The sequence below is a fragment of the Muriicola sp. E247 genome (assembly GCF_041358175.1).
Taxonomy (GTDB): Bacteria; Bacteroidota; Bacteroidia; order Flavobacteriales; family Flavobacteriaceae; genus Muriicola.
The window spans coordinates 39,865-63,917 of record NZ_JBGKBE010000012.1 but is presented as its reverse complement, the minus strand read 5'-3'; the positions used below and the strand labels follow the sequence as shown (position 1 = coordinate 63,917).

The 24,053-nt window shown below is 43.6% G+C and carries 22 protein-coding genes; 16 read left to right on the top strand and 6 right to left on the bottom strand.

Annotated elements, in window-relative coordinates; genetic code table 11:
* The first annotated feature begins 71 nt into the window (after positions 1–71).
* Positions 72–1,193, top strand: coding sequence for a PQQ-dependent sugar dehydrogenase (locus ACA086_RS13990; protein ID WP_371003970.1), 1,122 nt, complete (start codon positions 72–74; stop codon positions 1,191–1,193).
* Between the two features lie 50 nt (positions 1,194–1,243).
* On the opposite strand, the gene ACA086_RS13985 is transcribed toward ACA086_RS13990, so the two are convergent.
* Positions 1,244–2,059 carry an N-acetylmuramic acid 6-phosphate etherase gene (locus tag ACA086_RS13985; protein ID WP_371003968.1) on the bottom strand — a complete coding sequence of 272 codons (816 nt, stop codon included), beginning with the start codon at positions 2,057–2,059 and terminating at the stop codon, positions 1,244–1,246.
* 2 nt (positions 2,060–2,061) lie between these two features.
* Entirely contained in the window at positions 2,062–2,811 is a 750-nt protein-coding gene (locus ACA086_RS13980) for a DeoR/GlpR family DNA-binding transcription regulator (protein ID WP_371003967.1), read from the bottom strand.
* A gap of 158 nt (positions 2,812–2,969) precedes the next feature.
* Here ACA086_RS13980 and nagB point away from each other — a divergent pair, with 158 nt between their 5' ends.
* The 4 genes from nagB (at position 2,970) to ACA086_RS13960 (ending at position 8,945) form a co-directional block, all read left to right on the top strand.
* Complete coding sequence (gene nagB / locus ACA086_RS13975; protein WP_371003966.1) at positions 2,970–4,913, top strand: glucosamine-6-phosphate deaminase; 1,944 nt, start codon at positions 2,970–2,972, stop codon at positions 4,911–4,913.
* A 91-nt stretch (positions 4,914–5,004) separates the two neighbouring features.
* Entirely contained in the window at positions 5,005–6,276 is a 1,272-nt protein-coding gene (locus ACA086_RS13970; protein ID WP_371003964.1) for an MFS transporter, read from the top strand.
* On the top strand, positions 6,248–7,858 hold the full coding sequence (locus ACA086_RS13965) for a glycoside hydrolase family 3 protein (protein ID WP_371003963.1): 1,611 nt from the start codon (positions 6,248–6,250) through the stop codon (positions 7,856–7,858). The genes ACA086_RS13970 and ACA086_RS13965 overlap by 29 nt, the downstream gene beginning before the upstream one ends.
* Before the next feature lie 10 nt (positions 7,859–7,868).
* On the top strand, positions 7,869–8,945 hold the full coding sequence (locus ACA086_RS13960; RefSeq protein WP_371003962.1) for an anhydro-N-acetylmuramic acid kinase: 1,077 nt from the start codon (positions 7,869–7,871) through the stop codon (positions 8,943–8,945).
* Between the two features lie 24 nt (positions 8,946–8,969).
* Here ACA086_RS13960 and ACA086_RS13955 read toward each other — a convergent pair whose 3' ends face one another.
* The 3 genes from ACA086_RS13955 to ACA086_RS13945 are packed head-to-tail and all read right to left on the bottom strand — an operon-like array spanning position 8,970 to position 12,456.
* Positions 8,970–10,511 (bottom strand): acyl-CoA carboxylase subunit beta, encoded by a 1,542-nt coding sequence (locus ACA086_RS13955; RefSeq protein WP_371003960.1) that lies wholly within the window; start codon positions 10,509–10,511, stop codon positions 8,970–8,972.
* Positions 10,512–10,514: 3 nt separating this feature from the next.
* The gene (gene accC / locus ACA086_RS13950) at positions 10,515–11,957 is read right to left on the bottom strand and encodes an acetyl-CoA carboxylase biotin carboxylase subunit (RefSeq protein WP_371003958.1); all 1,443 of its coding nucleotides are present in this window, start codon (positions 11,955–11,957) and stop codon (positions 10,515–10,517) included.
* 13 nt (positions 11,958–11,970) lie between these two features.
* Positions 11,971–12,456, bottom strand: coding sequence for an acetyl-CoA carboxylase biotin carboxyl carrier protein subunit (locus ACA086_RS13945; protein ID WP_371003957.1), 486 nt, complete (start codon positions 12,454–12,456; stop codon positions 11,971–11,973).
* A gap of 265 nt (positions 12,457–12,721) precedes the next feature.
* On the opposite strand from ACA086_RS13945, the gene udk reads away from it, so the two are divergent.
* The 11 genes from udk to ACA086_RS13890 all read left to right on the top strand — a co-directional run bounded on the left by udk (position 12,722) and on the right by ACA086_RS13890 (position 23,045).
* On the top strand, positions 12,722–13,330 hold the full coding sequence (gene udk, locus ACA086_RS13940; RefSeq protein WP_371003983.1) for a uridine kinase: 609 nt from the start codon (positions 12,722–12,724) through the stop codon (positions 13,328–13,330).
* A 5-nt stretch (positions 13,331–13,335) separates the two neighbouring features.
* Entirely contained in the window at positions 13,336–13,677 is a 342-nt protein-coding gene (locus ACA086_RS13935) for a septum formation initiator family protein (RefSeq protein WP_371003956.1), read from the top strand.
* Positions 13,661–15,037, top strand: a complete 1,377-nt coding sequence (locus ACA086_RS13930; protein ID WP_371003955.1) for a methylmalonyl-CoA mutase subunit beta — start codon at positions 13,661–13,663, stop codon at positions 15,035–15,037. Before ACA086_RS13935 ends, ACA086_RS13930 begins: the two co-directional genes overlap by 17 nt.
* A complete protein-coding gene (scpA, locus tag ACA086_RS13925) occupies positions 15,030–17,177 on the top strand; it encodes a methylmalonyl-CoA mutase (protein WP_371003954.1) in 2,148 nt (715 codons plus the stop codon). The genes ACA086_RS13930 and scpA overlap by 8 nt, the downstream gene beginning before the upstream one ends.
* Positions 17,178–17,309: 132 nt before the next feature.
* Complete coding sequence (locus ACA086_RS13920) at positions 17,310–18,083, top strand: ParA family protein (RefSeq protein ID WP_369749151.1); 774 nt, start codon at positions 17,310–17,312, stop codon at positions 18,081–18,083.
* Complete coding sequence (locus tag ACA086_RS13915; protein ID WP_369748666.1) at positions 18,083–18,988, top strand: ParB/RepB/Spo0J family partition protein; 906 nt, start codon at positions 18,083–18,085, stop codon at positions 18,986–18,988. The genes ACA086_RS13920 and ACA086_RS13915 overlap by 1 nt, the downstream gene beginning before the upstream one ends.
* The gene (locus ACA086_RS13910; protein ID WP_369749152.1) at positions 18,978–19,613 is read left to right on the top strand and encodes a DUF5683 domain-containing protein; all 636 of its coding nucleotides are present in this window, start codon (positions 18,978–18,980) and stop codon (positions 19,611–19,613) included. Before ACA086_RS13915 ends, ACA086_RS13910 begins: the two co-directional genes overlap by 11 nt.
* Before the next feature lie 3 nt (positions 19,614–19,616).
* Positions 19,617–20,324, top strand: a complete 708-nt coding sequence (dapB, locus tag ACA086_RS13905; protein WP_371003953.1) for a 4-hydroxy-tetrahydrodipicolinate reductase — start codon at positions 19,617–19,619, stop codon at positions 20,322–20,324.
* A gap of 45 nt (positions 20,325–20,369) precedes the next feature.
* Positions 20,370–22,070: a signal peptidase I gene (gene lepB, locus ACA086_RS13900; RefSeq protein WP_371003952.1), complete on the top strand. Its 1,701-nt coding sequence runs from the start codon at positions 20,370–20,372 to the stop codon at positions 22,068–22,070.
* 23 nt (positions 22,071–22,093) lie between these two features.
* Complete coding sequence (locus ACA086_RS13895; protein WP_371003951.1) at positions 22,094–22,726, top strand: WbqC family protein; 633 nt, start codon at positions 22,094–22,096, stop codon at positions 22,724–22,726.
* Positions 22,719–23,045, top strand: a complete 327-nt coding sequence (locus ACA086_RS13890; RefSeq protein WP_371003950.1) for a DUF6122 family protein — start codon at positions 22,719–22,721, stop codon at positions 23,043–23,045. The genes ACA086_RS13895 and ACA086_RS13890 overlap by 8 nt, the downstream gene beginning before the upstream one ends.
* Here ACA086_RS13890 and ACA086_RS13885 read toward each other — a convergent pair.
* The gene (locus ACA086_RS13885) at positions 23,020–24,051 is read right to left on the bottom strand and encodes an endonuclease/exonuclease/phosphatase family protein (RefSeq protein WP_371003948.1); all 1,032 of its coding nucleotides are present in this window, start codon (positions 24,049–24,051) and stop codon (positions 23,020–23,022) included. The genes ACA086_RS13890 and ACA086_RS13885 overlap by 26 nt on opposite strands.
* Positions 24,052–24,053: the final 2 nt, after the last annotated feature.

The following is a 24,053-nucleotide window of genomic DNA, read 5'->3' as shown; positions in this document are numbered from 1 at the left end:
TATCAATCTTATAATTTTCTCTTTATCTTTGGTTCTCACACCATTATTATTAATCATTTTAACGTTTGAAAATGGAAAAAAGTATCCTTATTGCCTGTTTTTTCGTTGTAATGACATTCAATTCCTGTGCTCAGAAAACGGATAATGAGTTAAAAAAACCCGAAGAAATGCTCGTTTCGGCGGAATTAATTGTAGACGGATTGCAAATTCCATGGGGTATGGCTTTCCTCCCTGATGGCAGCATGTTGATCACGGAAAAATCCGGAGATATTATCCATTATAAAGAGGGTGAAAAAACGCAAATCAACAATGTTCCTGCTGTATATCTAAGGGGGCAGGGTGGTTTACTCGACATAGAACTACATCCTTCCTATGAAGAAAACGGATGGATCTATCTTTCATATTCTTCAGAAGAAGGGGACGATAAAGGGGGAAATACCGCCATTGCCAGAGCCCGGTTAGAAGGGAGCTCCCTTACGAATGTAGAGGTTCTTTACAAGGCAACTCCCAATACCACAAGAGGGCAGCATTTTGGGTCCCGACTCGAATTTGACAACGAAGGTTTCCTGTATTTCACTATTGGGGAACGAGGTGACAGGGATGTTAATCCCCAGGATCTTACTCGTGATGGCGGGAAAGTATACAGGATTAATGACGATGGCTCCATCCCAGGTGACAATCCCTTTGTCAATGAACAAGGGGCCAAAGCCGCCATCTATACTTATGGAAACAGGAATCCACAGGGAATGCTCAAGCACCCGGAAACCGGAGAAATCTGGATTCATGAACACGGACCAAGAGGGGGAGATGAAATTAATATTGTAAAAAAAGGAGCTAATTACGGCTGGCCGGTAATCACATACGGCATCAATTACAGCGGTACTCCCATCACTGATAAAACGGAGATGGAGGGCATGGAACAACCCATCCATTACTGGGTACCTTCTATCGCTCCCAGCGGAATGACGTTTGTGACATCCGATGTATACCCCGACTGGAAGGGTGATCTTCTGGTAGGCTCTCTGTCTTTCCAATACCTGGAACGCCTGGAAATGGAAGGTGAAAAGGTAACTTACAGGGAAAAATTACTGGAAGATATCGGAAGGGTACGAAGTGTAAGACAGGGGCCTGATGGATACATTTACGTGGCTGTAGAAGGAAAAGGCATTTACAAATTGGTCCCCAGGTCCTGATAGTTTAGATTCATTAGTTATTTCGTTTTTGACTCTGAACTAAAAAAGATTTACTTACCATAGGCATCTATGGCCTTCTTTACCGATCCATATTTCTGAAGAACTTCAGCTGCAGTTTTATAATCCAGTTGTAAACTTTCCATCAAATACCTGGTTCCTCTATCTACAAGTTTATTGTTGCTCAATTGCATATTGACCATCTTGTTGCCTTTTACCCTGCCAATTCTGATCATCAGGGCCGTAGATATCATATTCAGGGCCAGTTTCTGGGAAGTGCCCCCTTTCATTCGGGTACTCCCTGTGACAAATTCAGGGCCAACCTGCATTTCTATGGGGATTTCTGCTGCCAATGCAAGGGGAGATCCCGGATTGTTGGTAATTCCGGCAGTGAGTAGTCCTTTTTTACGGGCTGCAGTAACGCCGCCAATTACATAGGGAGTAGTTCCTGAGGAGGCAATGCCCACTACTGTATCCAGAGAATTAATCCCAAATGCCGCTAAATCTTTCCAGGCCTGTTCAGTATCGTCTTCGGCGTATTCAACAGCCTTGCGAATGGCAGAATCCCCCCCGGCTATAATGCCAATCACCCGCTCATGGGGCAGGCCAAAGGTAGGCGGTATCTCCGATGCATCCAGGATGCCGAGTCGGCCACTGGTTCCGGCTCCGATATAAAACAGCCTGCCCCCTTCTAGAAAACGAACTGCTAGTCCTTCTACTAAATGTTCTATACTGGGTATCGCTTTGGCAACTGCCATTGCAACTTTCTGATCTTCACTGTTGATATATCTGAGTATTTCTCCAGTACTCATCTGTTCGAGATTATCGTAATCAGAAGCGTCTTCGGTAATCTTTTTAAAGTCGGACATGATTATAACAGGCGTAAATCCTGATTTCTGAATGGGTTTAACAACTTATTCTCAGGGGATAATTCCGTAATCATCGAGTTGATAGCATGAATATCACAGGTTTTAAAACGATGTTGGGAATTAAGCTTTTCAGAGATACACAAAAGTATTGTTTTTTTGGAAGCATTGATAACCGCCTTTTTTAGTTGTACCACATCCCAGTCGAATTCTGTCAACCCGTGAAGTGCATCGACATATCCGGTTCCAATAAAGGCATAATCGAATCGCATTTCCGCAAGACGTTGTATCGTATACATCCCGTTGGAAATCATGGATTCCCTCGAGATCCTTCCTCCAATAAAGATCAAATCCACATTGGGCATCCCTGCTAATTGTAGCGCTACCGGGAGACTAAAGGTAAAACAACTCAGCCTCAGCTTGGGGGGTATCATTCGCGCCATTTCGAGGCATGTGGTGCCCCCGTCTATAAAAATCACATCCCCTTCCCTGAGTAAGCCGATAGCTTTTTCGGCAATAGCCATCTTTTCGTTTAAGGCGTAGATGTTTGAACTTCTTGTGGAGGTATGCGTATAACCCAGGGAGATCGCACCGCCGTGTACCTTTCTCAGTTTACTACCGGCATCGAGTTCTTTTACGTCCCTGCGCACGGTATCGACAGAAACATCAAGTTTTTCAGACAAATCGGTTAACAATACGCGATTATGAAGTTCTACCTCGTTCAAAATAAGTTGTTGTCGCTCTTCTTTTAACATTTATATAAGCTTAAACTATGCACATGCGTGCAACTTTGTGCTATTTCAATTCAAATATAACAACTATATTGCAATATATTGCATTTTTTATTGCAAAATACTGCATTTTTAAAAATAATTCTCTATTTTTGCCGGGTGTAACCATTTAATAGTCCACTATGATTTCTTCTCCTCCCACCTCAGAAACCGGTTCCTTTCCCACTGATGATGAATCGCGTAAATTTGAACGGATCAAAACAAGGATCCACGAAAATTCCGAAGAGGCTTCGTTTTACGTAGCTAATGAAATAGCTGATCTCATCCGCCAACGACAAAAGAGCGGTAAGAATGTTGTACTGGGCCTGGCCACTGGATCTACCCCAACAAAAGTCTACGAATTCCTGGTAAAGTTTCATAAAGAGGAAGGGTTGAGTTTTAAAAACGTAATCACTTTTAATCTCGATGAATACTATCCCATGGCCCCTGACTCAATCCACAGCTATGTGCGGTTTATGAAGGAACACTTATTTGATCATATCGATATTAAGAAATCTAACATCCATATCCCCGATGGTACTCTCGAAAAAGAAGATGTAAAAGACTATTGCCGGGCCTATGAACAGAAAATCCTCAAAGCCGGCGGATTAGACATACAAGTATTAGGTATTGGACGAACGGGTCATATAGGATTTAACGAACCCGGCTCCACACTTGTCAGTAAAACAAGACTGGTACGTTTAGACAGAGTGACGAAACTCGATGCGGCCAGCGACTTCTTTGGCCTCGAAAATGTTCCGGCCAGAGCGATCACAATGGGTGTAGGAACTATCCTCTCCGCAAAACGTATCATCCTGATGGCATGGGGAGAAGGCAAAGCGGACATCATTCAACAGGCTGTGGAAGGCCCTGTAAGAGAATCTGTCCCGGCTACGTTTCTGCAGCACCACAATAATTGCGATTTTATCCTCGACGAAGCTGCTGCCTCTTCTTTAACCAGAGTCAGTACTCCCTGGTTAGTAAGTGAATGTCAGTGGGACGAAACTTTAATTAAGAAGGCATCGATCTGGCTTTCAGAAAAGTTAAACAAAGCGATTCTGAAATTGACCAATGAGGATTACAACGAATACGGAATGGGAAGTTTAGTAGCTGAAATCGGATCTGCAGAACACATCAACCTCATCGTCTTTAATCAGTTACAGCGAACTATTACCGGCTGGCCGGGAGGAAAACCCAATGCGGATGACAGCAAACGGCCGGAAAGAAAAGATCCTTATCCTAAAACTTCCCTGATCTTTAGTCCGCACCCCGATGATGATGTTATATCCATGGGAGGGACATTCCTCCGACTCGTCGATCAGGGACATGAGGTACATGTAGCCTATCAGACCTCTGGCAACATCGCCGTCTTTGATGATGAAGTAATCCGTTTTCTGGATTTCGCCAGGGAGGTACAGCATGACAATAAAGATTTGCAAAAACAGGTGAAAGAAGTGCGGGAATTCCTAGAGAACAAACAACCCGGAGAGGTCGATAGTCCTCAGATACAATATTTCAAGGGCCTGATTCGAAAAGGTGAAGCGCTCTCTGCCTGCAGGTATTGCGGGGTAAAGGAATCGAATGCCCACTTTCAGAACCTCCCCTTTTACGAAACAGGAACGGTAAAGAAAAAACCATATTCCGAAGCAGATATACAGCAAACTTACGAACTGTTGAAACAAATAAAACCTCATCAAATCTTCGCCGCAGGTGACCTTTCAGACCCGCATGGCACCCATAGAGTATGCCTTAATATTATCTATCGGGCCCTCGACAGACTGGTTAAAGAAAAAGCCTCCTGGCTCAAGGATTGCTATGTATGGCTGTACCGCGGTGCATGGCAGGAATGGGATATTGCAGATATGGAAATGGCTGTTCCCATAGGACCTGCAGATATGCAGCGTAAAAAGAATGCCATATTCAAGCATCAATCACAAAAAGACAGTGCCATGTTCCCCGGAAATGACAATAGGGAATTCTGGCAACGTGCCGAACAGAGGAATAAAGCTACTGCAAAAAAATACAATGCTTTAGGACTGGCCGAATACGAGGCAATAGAAGGTTTTGTACGTTACCATTTTATGTAGAACACTGCACTGTTTTCCCTACCCTATTATTTTTTAAACTATGGAAGACAGTGATAAGTTTAATTTTTACTTTTAGCCCTGGACAGAAAGTATGATACAAAAGAATAAATGGGCCTGGGCCTGGGTACCCACCCTCTACTTCACCCAGGGTTTGCCCTATGTGATGGTGGTGACCGTTTCGGTGATCATGTACAAAAAACTAGGTATCAGCAATGCAGATATCGGCTTGTATACCAGCTGGCTTTATCTTCCCTGGGTGATCAAGCCTTTATGGAGCCCCTTCCTGGATCTCATTGGAACAAAACGCAACTGGTTTCTCCTGATGCAACTCCTTGTTTCCCTTTCCTTCCTGGCCATTGGCTTTACTTTACCCACTAATATCTTTTTTATCACAACTCTGGCTTGTTTCTGGATGGCAGCATTTGCATCAGCCACTAATGATATCGCTTCCGACGGTTATTACATGATTGGTCTTACGGAGGAAAAACAATCCTTTTTCGTCGGTGTGAGGAGTACCTTTTACAAACTTGCCAATGTAACCGGGCAGGGATTACTGGTAATCTTGGCAGGGTTTCTGGAAAATCACTACGGAGATAATACCAAAGCGTGGTCAGTAACTATGATCGCAGCCGCCGTATTGATGCTCATTTTTACCATTTCCAACGCTGTATTCTGTCCGAAATTTGAATCTTCCAAAGCAATTGTACTCGACAAGCCCAATAGCTTTCTGGAAGTATTTTCCTCCTTTTTTAAAAAACCCGGAATAGGAATAGCCCTGACATTCATCTTGTTTTTCAGGCTGGGTGAATCCCAATTGGTTAAAATGGCGGCTCCCTTCCTGCTAGATCTTCCGGAAGACGGCGGACTGGGATACAGTACGGCAGAAGTAGGAACCATATACGGAACAATTGGGGTAATTATGCTCACAGTCGGCGGTATTCTTGGAGGGATCTTAATTTCCAGACATGGCTTAAAAAGGTGGTTCTTTCCTATGGTACTTTCCTTAAATATTCCCAATGCGTTTTACGCTTTCCTGGCCATCACCGAAACCAGTCACTTAGGGGCTGTTGTCACCACTGTTATCCTGGAACAATTCGGGTATGGATTTGCCATAGCCGGATTTATGGTCTACCTGATTTATATTGCCGAAGGGGTATCAAAGACTTCACATTATGCCCTTGCAACGGGTTTTATGGCCCTGGGGATGATGCTCCCGGGTTTAATAAGTGGCTATATGCAGGAGTGGTTGGGATACGACGGATTTTTTATCTGGGTTGTGCTGGCCGCACTCCCTTCTCTCATTCTTTTGAAATACATTAAATATCCTCCGGAATATGGAAAAAAAAGAGAAGCCCAGCCTTAAGGTGATACCGTACGCTAAAGCAAGAAACACGCTCAGCTTAAGAGAAAAAGTGGGGCAATTCTTTATGCCTGCGGCTTTCATCAATGATACTGAGGAAGAGATTTCAGCCCTGGAAAACCTGGTGGCAGAAGGGGCTGTAGGCGGAATTTGTTTCTTCCACAGCAGGGCCAGTGCTGCTACGAACTTTGAAGGCAAAAAAAAAGTCATCTATAATGCTGAAAGCTATGAGGTCCTTAAAAGTCTTATCAGCAGATACCAGCAGGCAGCTAAATATCCTCTTCTCATCAGCATCGATGCGGAATGGGGGCTCGCCATGCGGATAGAAGAAACGCCGCAATACCCGCATGCTATGACCCTTGGGGCGGCGAAAGATCCGTCACTGGTCTATGAAATTGCCAGGTCTATTGGACGGGACTGCAGAACTGCAGGAATTCACTGGAATTTTGCGCCTGTTGCCGACATCAACAGCAATCCTGAAAACCCCGTAATAGGATATCGTTCTTTCGGAAGTAACAAAGAAGAGGTTAGAATTTGCGCTACTGCTTTTTCCAAAGGATTACAAGACGCGGGTATCCTAAGTTGTGCCAAGCACTTTCCGGGTCATGGAGATACGGCTACAGATTCACATCTTTACCTTCCGGTACTTAAAAAATCGGAGTCGGATCTCTTAAAGGAGGAACTCATACCCTTTAACGCCTTAATCAGCCAGGGTGTAGATGCGATCATGGTAGGCCATATCGCCGTTCCTGCACTTACCGGCGGACAGTCTATTTCCGCTTCAGTGTCCGGGGAAATTATAGGGACCCTCCTTAAAAAGACTCTGAAATACGAGGGTGTTGTGGTCTCTGATGCTTTAAATATGCATAGTGTATCAAAATCTTATCCCGAAAAAGGTTCACTGGAATGGGCAGCGTTTAATGCAGGTACGGATGTTCTTTGTTTCGCTGAAAACGTGAGGGATGGCATAGAACAGATATCCAGCCATGCAACAGAGAGTCAAGTTGAAGAGAGCTTTAAAAAAGTATGGGAACTAAAAGAGAAAGGGATCAACAGTAAAATGCCGGCAGCTGACCGACTCAGTTCTCCATTAAAACTCAATAAAAAATTAGCAGGAAAATGCCTGACCCTTTTCCGGGGTTCAGAGAAGGAGATTCAAAAATTCAGACAGCATGGTTATGACACGATCACATTAGGCATGGATAAAAAATCAGTGTTTCTGGAGGAAATCGGTATAAAGCCAGAAAGGTCTTTTGTCATTGACAAGGGCAAAAGCTTCCGGAAGATTCAGGAAGAAATCGGATCTCAAAAACAACTGCTCATTGCAGTCTATCCCCCCAAGGCCAAGCCTCAGGAGGCCTTCGGCATAGATAGCCTTGAACTTGAAATTCTCATTGAGCTCCTGAGAAATTACGATACTGTTCTGTACCTTTTTGGAAATCCTTATTTTCTCAGGCTTCTTCCCATTGAGGTAACTAAGGCAGTAGTCATTGCCTACCAGAATCTGGATGGATTTGAAAGTGTTGCGGCAGATCACTTTTTGGGTAATTTTACAGCCTCGGGTACGCTACCGGTTCAATTATAAAAAACGCTGAATGAAAACGTATAAAGTTATAGGAATCATGTCGGGGACCTCCCTGGATGCACTTGATCTGGCTTATTGCCATATCAGGAAACCCCTAACGCGATGGGAGTTTGAAATCGTGAAGACCAGGAGTATCCCCTATGACAAAAAAAGGCAGGCTCGATTAAAAGAAGCCATTAATCTGTCGGCAGAACAGTTACTGAGCCTTCACAATGAATACGGAATATGGCTGGGCGAACAAGCCAGACGATTTGCAGAAGAAGAAAATCTGGAAGTCGATTTTGTTTCCAGTCATGGACATACGGTTCATCATCAGCCTGAAAAGGGGCTTACTTTTCAGGTAGGTTCAGGACAGCATTTAGCCAATGCAAGTGAAATGAAGACTATATGCGATTTCAGGACCAATGACGTGGCTCTCGGGGGACAAGGTGCCCCCTTGGTTCCAATAGGAGATCATTTCCTTTTCGGCTCTTACGATTTTTGCCTGAACCTGGGGGGTATCTGCAATATATCCTTTGCACAGGATGGGGAACGAATTGCTTATGATATAGGGGTTGCCAATATGTTGCTCAACCATATTACCGCTAAAGAAGGACTGGCCTATGATAAAGGAGGAATGCTGGCCCGTAAGGGTACGATGATACCATCACTTCTTAAATCGCTCAATAGCCTCAAATACTACACTCAACCTTTTCCCAAATCAACAGGATATGAATGGTTTTCAAAAGAGGTTGCGCCCATTATCGATGGGGTAAAAGAACCTATGGAATCACTTTTACATACCTGTGTGCACCACATTGCTGAGCAAATCGCAGGGGCGATAGAAAAAATTCCGACAGACGGAGATAAATCCCTCTTGATTACCGGCGGAGGAGGCTTTAATTCATTTTTCATGGAGGTATTGCAGGAAAAGTTAGGGAAGGATGTGACCATTCAAATCCCATCAGCCCAACTTATCGAGTTTAAAGAAGCCCTTGTTTTTGCTTTTATGGGGGTACTCAGGCTTGAACAGGAGATTAATGTATTGCATTCCGTTACCGGAGCGAGCCGGGATTCCTCTTCGGGCGTCCTCTATTTACCTGCTTAATTACGAGATGGTAATGAAGGTATTTTACAAGGGTATATTACCGTGTTTTTTGGGCGGCATAGAAACCTCTTTTTTCTCCAGCATACTATAGGTTTTGATAAGCTTTCTCCTGGTTTCCCTCGGGGGTATGACCTCATCGATAAACCCTCGTCTTGCTGCCCTGAAGGGATTAGCGAATTTCTCTGCGTACTCGGCTTCTTTTTCTGCGAGTTTTTTTTCGGGATCATCAGCAGCCTTGATTTCCCTCCGGAAGATAATTTCACTGGCACCTTTAGCTCCCATTACTGCAATCTCAGCAGAGGGCCAGGCGTAATTAAAATCGGCCCCGATATGCTTGGAATTCATCACGTCATACGCACCTCCATAGGCTTTACGGGTAATAACGGTTACCTTAGGTACAGTGGCTTCGCTAAGGGCATATAGCAGTTTCGCTCCGTGTACAATAATCCCATTCCACTCCTGGTCTGTCCCGGGAAGAAAGCCGGGCACATCTACCAGAACCAGCAGCGGAATATTAAAACTATCGCAAAAACGGGTAAATCTGGCCGCTTTTCTCGAACTGTTCACATCGAGTACTCCTGCCAGGAACATCGGCTGATTTGCAACTATGCCTATACTCTTTCCCGCTAGGCGGGCAAACCCTACAATTATATTCTCAGCAAAATCTTTATGTATTTCGTAAAAACTGTCTTCGTCAATAATTCCCTTTATGACATCATGCATATCATAAGGCTTGTTCGGGTTATCCGGAATGAGTCCTTCCAGAATGTCCCGCATTTCATCTTTTAATTCGAAAGGCAGGTCCCTGGCTTTTTCTTTATGGCTCTGAGGAAGATAGCTCAGTAAATGCTTTACGTCTTCAAGACATTCCACATCATTGGAAGAGGTCTTATGGGCGACACCAGATTTGAAAGCGTGAGCACTGGCTCCACCGAGTTCTTCCGCTGTCACTGCTTCATTGGTCACTGTTTTAACCACATTTGGGCCGGTGACGAACATATAGCTCGTCTCTTCCACCATCAGGGTAAAGTCGGTAATAGCCGGTGAGTATACAGCACCCCCGGCACATGGACCCATGATCGCTGAAAGCTGAGGGATAACACCTGATGCTTTCACATTGCGATAAAATATATCTGCGTACCCTCCCAGAGATCTCACCCCTTCCTGTATCCTTGCTCCACCTGAATCGTTCAGCCCAATGACGGGGGCACCTACATTCATAGCCAGATCCATTACTTTACATATTTTCTCTGCGTGAGTTTCAGATAAAGCACCGCCGAAAACCGTAAAATCCTGAGCATAAACATAGACCAGCCTTCCGTTGATGGTCCCGTAACCTGTCACCACACCATCGCCAAAAAAGACTTCCTTATCCATTCCGAAATCGGTTGTTCGATGGGTAACCAAAATGCCCATTTCCTCGAAAGATCCCTCATCCAGAAGAAAATCGATTCGCTCACGTGCGGTTAACTTTTTCTTCTGATGCTGTTTTTCAATACGTTTTAGGCCCCCTCCAAGTTTGGCCTGTTCGATTCGGTCATTTAATTTCTTATAGTTATCACTCATTGCTTATGCTGTTGGGGTTCTCAGGAGTTTTTGATCTTCCAGATATTGTTTTAAGGCCACGTTGGCGGCAATTTCTGCTTCTTCCTCAGCTTTATTTTTTAATATTTCAGGCGAATAGTGATTCTTAACAAAGTGGGTATCGAAATTCCCGGATCGAAATGCCTCATGCTCGCATACAAATAGTCCGAAAGGCAAAGTTGTCTGTACGCCTTCCACCTCGTATCCCTCAATGGCCTCAATCATCCGTTGGATCGCCTCCTCCCTGCTCTTCCCATAGGTGATCAGTTTGGAAAGCATGGGATCGTAGTAGATCGGTATCTCCATTCCTTCTTTAAATCCATTATCGACCCTTATCCCTTCTCCTCTTGGCAGGCGATACCTGTGGAGTGTTCCAACACTGGGTAAGAAATTGTTCAGCGGATCTTCGGCATATACTCTCAGTTCAAGGGCATGTCCCTTTATTGAAAGGTCTTCCTGTTTCAGAGGCAACTCTTCCCCCCTGGCTACTCTGATCTGTAATTCTACCAGGTCAACCCCCGTGATAAGTTCGGTAACAGGATGTTCCACCTGCAATCGGGTATTCATTTCTAGAAAGTAGAAATTGTGGTCGGCATCCATCAGAAATTCCACTGTTCCTGCTCCTACATAGTCGCATGACCGTGCTACCTTGGTAGCTGCAATTCCCATTTCTTCTCTTAGTTCTGGGCTGAGTATTGCAGAGGGGGCTTCCTCTACCACCTTCTGATGTCGTCGCTGGATACTGCACTCCCGTTCAAAGAAGTATAAAATATTGCCATGGGTGTCGGCCATGATCTGAATTTCAATATGCCTGGGAGAGTTTACATATTTTTCAATAAAGACCGAACCGTCTCCAAAGGCTGATGTAGCTTCTGATATAGCCCGTTCCATTTGAGATTCCAGATCTTTGTCTTTCTCTACAATACGCATTCCTTTGCCCCCACCTCCTGCTGATGCTTTTATTAAAATAGGATAACCGATTTCCTTAGCAATGACTTTCGCCTTTTTTACATCAGATATGGCTTCGTCTATACCCGGAACCATAGGAATCTGATAACTTTTAACAGCTTCCTTTGCTGCAAGCTTGCTTCCCATGGTCTGGATAGCTTTTGGTCCGGGGCCTATAAAAATAAGACCGCTCTTTGTTACGGCCGCTGCGAAATCGGAATTTTCACTTAAAAATCCATATCCGGGATGTATGGCGTCAACTCCCAGTCGTTTAGCCTCCTCAATAATTCGTGAACCATTTAGATAGGATTCCTTAGATGGCGCTTCGCCAATGCAAACAGCTTCATCTGCAAAGGCCACGTGCGGTGCATTCCGGTCGACCGTGGAATAAACCGCTACAGTTTTGATCCCCATCTGCCGGGCGGTCTTCATGACCCTGATGGCTATTTCGCCTCTGTTGGCTACCAGTATTTTTTTCATGTACTTTATTTTTTCAGGCGTATGAAATGAGTAGTTGTTTCTTATCGACCGTCTCCCCCACCTTTACTGAAATATTTTTTATTACTCCTTCTCTTGGAGATGTGAGGACATTTTCCATTTTCATTGCTTCCAGGATAAGTAATGGCGTGTCTTCAGCTACCGTCTCTCCCTCTTTTACCCTAATCTCGAGGATAAGTCCGGGCATAGGAGCCAGAACCTCCGTAATATTCTTGGTAGATCCCAAAGAGAAGCCCATACGGGAAATCTGCTGATCCAATTCGTCGGATATGGCCACCTCATAAACTTCGCTCTTAACTTTGACCTTATAGATTTTACGATGAAAATCTTTTGCAACCACTTCGGCGTTAAAAGGCTGGTTATTTTTTAAAATGTGATATTTTGATGGTTCGGTCTGAAGGATATCCATCTTTTCCACATCTGTTTTGAGGAGAGAGAATTTATAAGTCTCATTTACTGAGACATTGTAGTTAGAAGCCATAATTAAGGGTTGAATTCACAGTTGTCAGAAAGGAAATATATGCAAAAAATAAAAGCGTGGAAAATATTATTTCTGTCGCTATCTTCAGAGGTGATTTTCACACGATTTAACCTGGGAGTAAAAGTAATTCCTGCCTGTTTTATAATATATGACAGAGATCATGTTTTTACAACCCTATCCTTTGTAATTATGCCGGGCAAATTGATTTTGACGAGAGGATAAAGTATACATGCAAATCCGTATTTTTGAACAAAACAACACAAAAATGCTCATCATAGGGATCGCAGGAGGTACGGGCTGTGGCAAAACTACTGTAGTCAATCAGATCATCAATGAAATACCTGAGGAAGAAGTAGGGGTGATCTCCCAGGATTCTTATTACAACGATCTTTCACATCTGTCTTATGAGGAAAGAGCAAAGATCAATTTTGATCATCCCCGGGCCATAGACTTTGATCTGTTGGGCAAGCATCTGGAAATACTGCGAAAGGGCAAACCTATTAATCAGCCTGTTTACTCTTTCCCTAAACACAACAGGACCAAAGATGTCATTATAACCCATCCCAGGAAAGTAATGATCGTCGAAGGAATACTGATCCTGACCCACCCTGAAATCAGAAAAATGTTCGACATTAAAATTTATGTCCATGCCGATTCGGATGAACGGCTCATCAGGAGGTTGAAACGGGATATTCATGAGAGAGGAAGGGATCTGGAGGAAGTGCTGAGTCGCTACCAAAACACATTGAAGCCAATGCACGATCAGTTTATTGAACCCACCAAAGAGTACGCAGACATTATCATCCCAAACAACAAGTACAATACGGTTGCCGTTGATATCGTAAGGACCATCATTACAGACAAGCTGAATTAGTTCGAATGGGATTAAAAAAATTGAGAGAGAAAAAATGGTTTACCATCGCCACCAACCTTTATGTTGTGGTGCTCACAGCATTCGTGATATGGATGGTTTTCTTTGATACAAATTCGCTTATGATCCATCTCGAATTAAAGAAACAGATAAATACTCTTGAAAAACAGAAAGAATTTTTAAAGAACGAGATAGAAAAGGACAGAAAAACTCTTGAAAAACTTTCAGATCCGGAGGAACTGGAAAAGTTTGCCCGGGAAAAGTATTATTTAAAAAAGAAAGAAGAAGAGATTTACCTCATTGAATATGAGGATAGTCTTAAAAATAAGGAGGATGAGCAAAAAGAATGATTTTTATAATTTCCCGCCAGCAACCTCAAAAGCCTGGAAACAGCATATCCAATATGGCCTGAAAGGGAAAGATTACAATGACAGCCTGGTATGGGATAGTCCTGATCACATCAAGGTAAAACCATTTTATAGTGCTGATGACCTGGATAATCTTCCTCTAAATGGCATTACTCCGGAAACAGAATGGAAAGTGGGACAGTACCTATCTGTCACAGATTCCAAAAGCGCCAATTCAAAGGCGCTCAGAGCCTTAGAAAAAGGAGCGGAGAGTATAATTTTTAAGCTTAGCTCTCCTGACTGTGACCTTCAAACCTTATTAAAGTCGATCGAAACGGAAAAAACCCCCGTACATCTGGAGCTCGGATTTAACCCGGAGTCTTTGGTTGAATCCCTGAAACTATTAAGTGATAAGTCTTCTGTATTTGTACATTTTGATGTGATCGGGCAATTTACCCGGAGCGGAAATTGGCATAAATCCATGAAGGAAGATCTGGATTCCTGGCAACGATTAAACCGGGAACTGGAAGGAATTGGAACCATTTCTATTGATGGAGGTCTTTATCAGAATGCAGGGGCCAACCGAGTTCAACAATTGGCTTATATGCTTGGCCAGGCCCATGAATACCTTCATCTTTTAAGTACGGGAAGCTCAGGTTCCTCTTACCCTGTGCCGGTTTTTAAAGTTGCTCTCAATTCAAATTACTTTTTCGAAATCGCCAAATTAAGGGCACTCAGGCAATTATGGAAAACACTTGCCAGGGAGTACGGCGTACCGGAGCATTGCCATATCGTTGCACAACCCAGTAAGAGAAATAAAACAATTTTCGAGTACAATTCCAATCTTTTGCGGACGACCATGGAATGTATGGCAGCTGTAAACGGAGGGGCAGATACCGTATGCAACTTACCTTATGACTCTCTTTATCAGAAAGAAAATGAGTTCGGTGAACGCATCGCCCGGAATCAGTTATTGATACTTAAAAACGAGAGTTATCTCGGAGCAGTTTCCAACCCGTCAGACGGTGCGTATTACATTGAGTCGTTAACACATCAGATGGCGGAGAAAGCCCTGTCACTATTTAAAGAACTGGAAGCCTCCGGCGGTTTACTCCATGCTTTAAAAGAACATACCATTCAGCGTAAGATCAAAGAACAGGCAACCCGGGAGCAGGAACGCTTCGATCAGGGGACTGAGATCTTAGTGGGTTCTAATGGCTACCAAAATCCAGGAGATACCATGAAAGACAAATTGGAAGTGTCACCTTTTATGAAGTTTAGTCAGAAGAAAACCCTGATTGAACCTTTATTGGGAAAGAGGCTTTCGGAAAGCCTGGAAAAAAAGAGACTGCAAGATGAGTAGAAAAGATTTTAAGGATTTGCAATTAATTTACGAGAACCCTGAACTTCAGGACAGTAGCAAATCAACAAAATTTGCTGAGGGGATTGAAGTTCAAGGCAGTTTCCGACCAAAGGATATTTCTTCGCTTCAGCATCTCAACTATGTCGCTGGTATTCCGCCGTATTTAAGAGGCCCTTATCCTACCATGTATGTACAAAGACCCTGGACCATAAGACAATATGCCGGGTTTTCCACCGCCGAAGAGAGCAATGCCTTTTACAGAAGGAACCTTGAGGCAGGACAAAAGGGACTTTCGGTTGCCTTTGACCTCCCTACACACAGGGGATATGACAGTGATCACGAAAGAGTTCAGGGTGATGTGGGTAAGGCTGGAGTCGCCATAGACTCTGTAGAGGATATGAAGATTCTCTTTGAGGGCATTCCCCTCGACGAGATGTCGGTCTCAATGACTATGAACGGGGCCGTTCTGCCTATTATGGCCTTTTATATCGTGGCTGCCGAAGAACAGGGTGTATCCCCGGAAAAACTCGCAGGGACCATTCAGAATGATATTCTCAAAGAGTTTATGGTACGGAATACGTATATCTATCCCCCTGCACCATCCATGCAGATCATCGCCGATATCTTTGAGTATACGAGCAGGTTAATGCCCCGTTTTAACAGCATCAGCATTTCAGGATATCACATGCAGGAAGCCGGAGCTACAGCAGATATAGAGCTGGCTTATACCTTGGCAGATGGGCTGGAATACATCAGGACCGGATTAAAGGCGGGGCTCGACATCGATGCCTTCGCTCCCAGACTTTCATTTTTCTGGGCAATCGGGATGAACCACTTTATGGAAATAGCCAAAATGCGGGCAGGACGAGTACTTTGGGCCAAGTTGGTGAAGCAGTTCAACCCGCAAAACCCTAAATCCCTGGCCCTTAGAACCCATTGCCAGACCAGTGGCTGGAGTCTTACCGAACAAGACCCTTTTAACAACGTCGCCCGGACCACCATTGAAGCCGCTGCGGCCGCTTTTGGAGGTACTCAAAGCCTGCATACCAATGCGCTCGATGAGGCTATAGCCCTTCCAACTGATTTTTCAGCAAGGATTGCAAGAAACACCCAAATCTATCTCCAGGAAGAAACCAAAATCACCAAAACCGTTGATCCCTGGGCGGGGTCCTACTATGTGGAATACCTTACGGATGCACTGGCAAAAAAAGCGTGGAAACTTATAGAGGAAGTCGAGTCCCTGGGTGGGATGACAAAGGCCATAGAAGAGGGCATCCCCAAGTTGAGAATAGAAGAAGCCGCTGCTAAGAAGCAGGCGAGGATTGACAGCGGACAAGATATCATAGTTGGGGTAAATAAGTACAGGCTCGAAGAAGAGGAAATGCTGCAGATTCTTGAAGTGGATAATGCCGAGGTACGCCGGCAGCAAATAAACAGATTGGAACAGCTAAAAAGCAAACGGGATAAAAAAGAAGTTGTTTCTGCCCTCAATCGGCTTACGGCTGCTGCAAAGAAGAAGCAGGAAGGAACTGAAACTGCGGATAATTTGCTAGATTTAGCGGTAGATGCAGCAAGGAAAAGGGCAACTTTAGGAGAGATCAGTGAGGCCCTTGAGAAAATTTATAACCGCTACAACGCAAAAATACAAACATTTTCAGGGGTGTATTCCAAGGAAATAAAAGATGATAAGAGCTTTAAGAAGGCGCGCAATCTGGCAGACGAATTTGCCGAGTACGACGGCCGCAGACCCAGGATCATGATCGCAAAAATGGGGCAGGACGGACACGATCGGGGTGCAAAAGTCGTTGCCACCGGCTACGCCGATCTTGGCTTTGACGTAGATATTGGTCCGCTGTTTCAAACACCGGCAGAAGCGGCTAAACAGGCAGTAGAAAACGATGTGCACATCCTTGGCGTATCATCTTTGGCAGGTGGACATAAAACACTTGTTCCCCAGGTCCTTGAAGCCCTCAAGGAATACGGCAGAGATGATATCATGGTCATTGTGGGTGGAGTTATTCCCAAACAGGATTACGACTTCCTTTTTAACGCCGGAGCCGTGGCCGTCTATGGTCCCGGAACAAAAATCAGCGAAGCTGCCATTCAGATTCTGGAAATACTTTTGGATTCTGCAAAATAATCATTCCGGATCAGGCCCGAACTGTAACAATTATTGCGATTGCTTAGCCCTAAGTTATTCACTTTCTGTTAACAAAATACATTTTCTGGCTAACCAAATAATCGTATTTTTAACCCCTAACTTACTATGATGATGGGCAAAATTATTGCGATTGCAAACCAAAAGGGTGGGGTTGGGAAAACCACTACCACCGTTAACCTGGCTGCCTCTCTGGGTGTTTTGGAGAAAAAGGTACTTCTTATCGACGCAGATCCGCAGGCGAATGCAACCTCCGGATTGGGAATAGACGTAGATTCAGTGGAACTTGGTACTTATCAGGTGCTGGAGCATACCCGGGCCGCAAAAGATACCATAGTAAAGACTTCTTCCCCCAATGTAGACCTGATCCCTTCGCATATCGACCTGGTAGCGATCGAAATAGAGCTGGTAGACAAAGATGACAGGGAATACATGATGAAAAAGGCCATAAGGGATTTAAAAGAAGAGTACGACTATATTCTAATCGACTGTGCTCCTTCCCTGGGATTACTCACGCTTAATGCCCTTACAGCGGCTGATTCGGTGATCATCCCGATTCAATGTGAATATTTTGCCCTCGAAGGCCTCGGAAAACTGCTGAATACCATAAAAAGTGTACAGCGTATCCACAATCCTGACCTCGATATCGAAGGAATGCTGCTGACCATGTATGATGCACGGCTGCGCCTGTCTAACCAGGTAGTGGAAGAAGTTAAAAAACACTTCTCCGAAATGGTATTCGACACTATTATCCAGAGAAATGTAAGGCTTGGGGAAGCGCCAAGTTACGGGGAAAGCATTATCAAATATGACGCAAGTAGCAAAGGAGCCGCCAATTACCTCAATATGGCAAACGAGCTACTCAAAAAGAATAAGGAGACTGTGTGATGGCAAAAGCGACAAAAAAACAAGCCCTTGGCCGTGGTTTATCTGCGCTCTTAAAAGATCCTGAAAACGACATCAATTCGGTTACAGATAAAAACGCGGATAAGGTAGTAGGCAATATTGTTGAGCTGGAACTCGATGCAATAGAAGTCAATCCCTTCCAGCCAAGATCTAACTTTAATGATGAGGCCCTTCAGGAACTCGCATCCTCGATCAGGGAACTTGGGGTGATCCAGCCAATTACCGTACGGAAACTGGATTTTAATAAGTACCAACTGGTATCGGGAGAAAGGCGATATCGGGCATCAAAACTCGTCGGACTGGAGACTATCCCGTCCTATATCCGGATTGCGAATGACCAGGAATCCCTGGAAATGGCGCTCGTTGAAAATATCCAGCGGGAAGACCTCGACCCCATTGAGATTGCACTCTCCTATCAGCGATTGATCGAAGAGATTGAACTCACTCAGGAAAAACTCAGTGATCGGGTAGGGAAAAAACGATCAACCATTACGAATTATTTACGTTTACTGCGTTTAGACCCAATTATCCAGACCGGAATGAGAGATGGATTTATCTCCATGGGCCATGGCCGGGCTTTGGTGAATATTGACAAAAGAACCGATCAGCTCGACATTTACGAACAGATCATTGAAAATGGATTGTCTGTGCGTCAGACGGAAGAACTGGTGAGGCAATATCACAACAAGGGTGCATCTCCTAAAAAATCCGCTGGTTCAAAATCGGATAAATCCCTCTTTATCCTAAATAGTGAAATTGCATTGTCGCACTACCTAGAAACAGATGTCTCCCTGAATACCCAGGATAATCAGAAGGGTAAAATGACACTTTCATTTAATTCTAAAGAAGACTTAAACAGAATCATTAAACTCATTACTGGTGAGTAGTCGGTCTTTTTTTTTTCTTATCCTCTTCTGCATTTTTTCTGCGATCAGTGCCCAGGAGAAAAAAACGGATACCGATTCCCTGCGAACTGATTTAAAGGAAAAAGGCATCGTTGTTGACGGGAAGATAGAAAAGAAGGATGTAAATCCTCTTGCTCCCAGCCGAGCAGCCTTTTATTCGGCTATTTTACCCGGACTGGGACAGATCTACAACCGTCGCTACTGGAAAGTACCAATTGTTTATGGGGCCCTGGGAACCGGTGTTTACGCCTATCTCTACAATGATGATTTGTACGACCGGTTCAGATCGGCCTTTAAACGAAGGCGGGCAGGATTTACAGATGATGAATTTTATGATGTAAATAACAGTGGGATCGTACCCGGAAGTCCGGACCTTTCCGATGAAGCACTGCAGGATGCACAGGAACGATATCAGAGGGACAGGGATCTCGCCTTGCTTATTACGATCGGACTTTATGCCTTTAATATCATTGATGCCAATGTAGATGCACATTTGCAGCAATTTAATGTCGATGATGATCTCAGCCTGGATATCAAGCCCTATCTGGAATACCATCCTATTACCTCAGACCCAAATTACGGACTAGCCTTAACCATAAAATTTTAGCTTGTGAATATTGCATTGCTGGGTTACGGAAAAATGGGTAAAATGATCGAGCAGATCAGCATGAAACGGGGGCATAAGATTGTGGCCCGAGTTGATCTGGAGACTGCAACAATAAACTACGGCGACATCGACGTAGCCATAGATTTTAGCGTCCCTGAATCTGCAGTTGATAATATCAGGGGATGCCTGGCAAATGGAGTTCCTGTTATCTCTGGAACAACGGGCTGGCTTAACCGATATAAGGAAGTAGAAGAATATTGTAGGGAAAAAAAAGGCGCATTTCTCTATTCCTCCAATTTCAGTCTTGGAGTCAATATTTTCTTTGAACTGAATACGCTCCTGGCTGGTTTAATTGCCAATTCAGAAAATTATAAGGTCTCCATCGATGAAACGCATCATATCCACAAGCTGGACGCTCCGAGTGGCACTGCGATTACATTGGCTGAAGGGATTATAGAAGCCACAGATTACAAGAAGTGGGAACTCGATGGCAAAGGGGAGGATACCGTCGTAGTTCATTCGCATCGAGAGGGAGAAGTTCCCGGCACTCATATCGTAACCTATTCTGGCACCGTGGATGAGATTAGTATTAAGCACAAGGCCTATAATCGTGAGGGGTTTGCCCTGGGAGCAGTGGTGGCTGCAGAATGGATTCAGGGAAAACAGGGTGTATTTAGTATGAAAGACGTGTTAAACCTTGGGACAAAATAATAACAAAATGATACCTTGCCTCCGCAAAGGCTTAAAGTTGCAGATATGAACGTTACACAATGGCTCCTATTTATACTTCTTATACAACTCATTCACTTCCTGGGCACCTCGAAGCTTTATAAAAAAGCAGGCAGAAAGCCCTGGGAGGCAGCTATTCCCGTTTACAATGCAGTGATATTAATGAAAATTATCAGAAGGCCAGGCTGGTGGGTGATCCTCCTTTTTATCCCTATTATCAACCTGCTGATGTTTCCGGTAATCTGGGTAGAGACAATCCGCAGCTTCGGACGCAACAGCCTTATAGATACATGGTTGGTCATCCTCACCCTCGGATTCTATATCTACTATGTCAATTACAGCCTGGATGTTGAGTATATCAAAGACCGAAGTTTACATCCAAAAAGTGGTGTTGGGGAATGGGTGAGTTCAATCGTATTTGCTATTGTGGCAGCTACTCTTGTCCATACCTACTTTATACAGCCCTATGTGATTCCAACCGGTTCACTGGAACGTACACTCAGAATAGGAGATCTTTTGTTTGTGAGTAAGTTTCACTATGGAGCCAGGACACCGATGACCACCATCGCGGCTCCCATGGTTCACGATACCCTTCCTGTACTCGGCATCAGATCCTATCTCAAAAAACCACAGCTTCCCTATTTCAGGTTACCTGGCTTTACCAAGGTTGATCGTAATGATATTGTGGTATTCAGTTGGCCCGCCGATACCGTCAGGGCCTTTTTCAAAAAGGAAAAAGGGGTGGTAAAACCCATCGACAAAAAATCTAACTATGTAAAACGATGTGTTGGCCTTCCGGGGGATTCCCTCGAAGTGAGAGACGGATATGTCTTTATCAACGGGGAAAAGCTTGTCTTGTCTGACCGGGCAAAGCCCCAATACGATTATATGCTCTATGCTCAAAAGGGCGTTTCATCGAGGTTGCTGATAGAATTCGGGGTTTCTGAATTTAACCGGACGTATGTAGCTCAATCCCTGAATCCTCAGCAAATCATGGCCCTGCAGTCTTCAGGTTACGCCGTTTACAGCCAGAATAACCCTCCGATAATCCTGACCGATAGCAAGGGGATTTCTGTCGACCTTATACGTTCACTGGGGCTGTCATTGCGCGAGATTACTGACCGGGAACGGCAGGCTACCCTCACGGAAGAAATGGCAACAAAGCTGCGTAATAATTCACAGATCGATTCAGTTGTAAAGATCATAGAATCCAAAGGTGTTCCGGGCTACAACATTTTTCCTCAAGATGAATCGTATCCGTGGAACAACGATAATTTTGGCCCCATTTACATCCCGGCTAAAGGCAGTACAATACCTCTTAGTGTAGAAGTACTTCCTCTATATAAAAAAATCATAAGAGACTACGAAAACAACACAGTGAGTGTTTCCGGGAATCAGGTACTCATCAACGGGGAAGTGACAACTGAATATACTTTTAAACAGGATTATTACTGGATGATGGGTGACAACCGGGATCATTCTGAAGATAGCAGGTCATGGGGATATGTCCCAGAAAACCACATAGTGGGAACCCCCATTTTTATCTGGTTGAGTTTCGATAATTTCAATGAAGGAATTGCGAACTGGAAGCCGAGATGGGATCGCATTTTCACTACCGTGCACGGAAGTGGGGAACCTGTTTCTTATTTTCGGTATTTTCTTATGGCCCTGGCTGCATGGTTTATCTTTGATTTTGTCAGGAAAAGAAGAAAAAAAGCCAAGAAATAAATCAATATCTCCCTTTTACTGGTATGCGCTGTTTATTGCACCCTTCATATTTCCCCAATATAGCCGCGATGGCGCTGTTGGCTCAGCAGGAGTGTGAATGGGAAATAATGGATTATTTTCAGAAACAGACCTATAGGAATCGAACCTATATCTGCACAGATCAGGGGAAACAAATGCTGAGTATCCCCATCCTGCATGTGGGCGGAAAACAGGGAAAACAGTATTACAGGGATGTCAGGACCGACAATAAATATCCCTGGCAAAGACAACATTGGCGCTCCCTTCAAACCGCCTACAGATCCTCCCCCTTTTTTGAATATTACGAAGATGATCTGGCTCCTTTGTTTCTGGAATATCCTGTTTACCTGTTAGATCACAACTTTCGCTGCTTAGAGGTTATCACCTCCCTGCTGAACCTGAATTTACCCGATAAAAAGACTGAACAATACCACCCTTCTCCCAAAGGTGTAAGGGATATGCGCTTCCTGGTCAATGCAAAGAAAGCGGTTTCATTTGATCCGTTGCCTTATACCCAGGTATTTACTGAGCGTCATGGTTTTATTCCTAACCCCAGCATCCTCGATCTTCTTTTTAACGAAGGACCCAATGCCCTGAATTACCTTCAGGAGACCACTTTAGACTCTTTGTATGCTTAGATTCTTTCTTCATTACGGCATACATTTCCTTTTGCCCCTGGCTGTTGGATTCCTGTTTTTTAGAAGCAATCAGAAGCGGGCGATCCTTATTATGCTGGCCGCTATACTTATCGATGTGGATCATTTATTTGCAGATCCGATTTTTAACCCTGACCGGTGTAGCATCAATTTCCATTTTTTACACCAGTACTGGGCCATGGCAGTATATGTACTATTTCTCTTCATCAAACCGTTAAGGATTTGGGGAATCGGACTTTTACTGCATATGCTTGCCGATTGGACAGATTGTGTGCTTATGGGTTTTGAAAGCGGAATGTAGCTTTAATTGGATAATGGTCAGAAAGGACCACATCGTAGTTTTTATGTTCAATGACTTCAAAATTATTTTCAAGTAAAATATAATCGATTCTAAAGGGCAGAATTTTAAATGACAAGGTAGTTCCATAACCGTTGCCTTTCTCGAGGAATGAATCCTTCATATTCTTACTAAGACTACTATAGACTTTAGAATACTGACTATTGTTGAAATCTCCACAAATCACCACGGGATAAGACGATTCTTTCCTGTGTTTGATTATTTGATTTGCTTGAATTTTTTGCTTTTCTACAGTCTCTCCAAGTCTTTTTATAAGGCGAATTGGATTTTCCCTTTTAATTGAGCTAGGCCTGAATCTCAAAGACTGAAGGTGAATATTATATAACCTTAAGGTATCAATCCCTACTTTCAAGTCAACATAAATGGCATTATTAGGAGTGTCAAGAAAATCCAATGATCCTTTTGCCACTATCGGAACTTTTGAAAAAATTGCTAAGGGGGCGTAGTCTGTAGTACCGCTCTTAGGATAAATATAATAATGGGGGTAATTACTCAACTGTTTTAATGTACTTCTAGATGATTTAAATTCCTGAAAACAAAGGATATCAGGATCTTCTGAAGTCACAAAATTTAATATTTCGGATTGTATATTTGAAGACTTTATCCTGTAATTTCCGACAAAGTTCAAAGCATTAAAACTCAATACAGAAATATCATTTATAGATTTATCTTCATCAGTAGAAGAAAAAACGATAAACGGACCGAGTACGAATATCCATATTATCAAGGATACTAAGGGCCAAATGAGTAGTTTACTTCTAATGATTGAAGCATATAGGCCCGTAATAAAATTAAATGCAACCAGGTAAGGAATCAGCAGTAATAACAGTTCAAACAATATTATTTCAGCCTGATTTGAAATATTATATATACATAAAACAATTAAAAGCAGGGAAAGAAATACTGTAATCGGCCTAACGAAATAAAGTGTAAATTTAGAAAAACGCATAG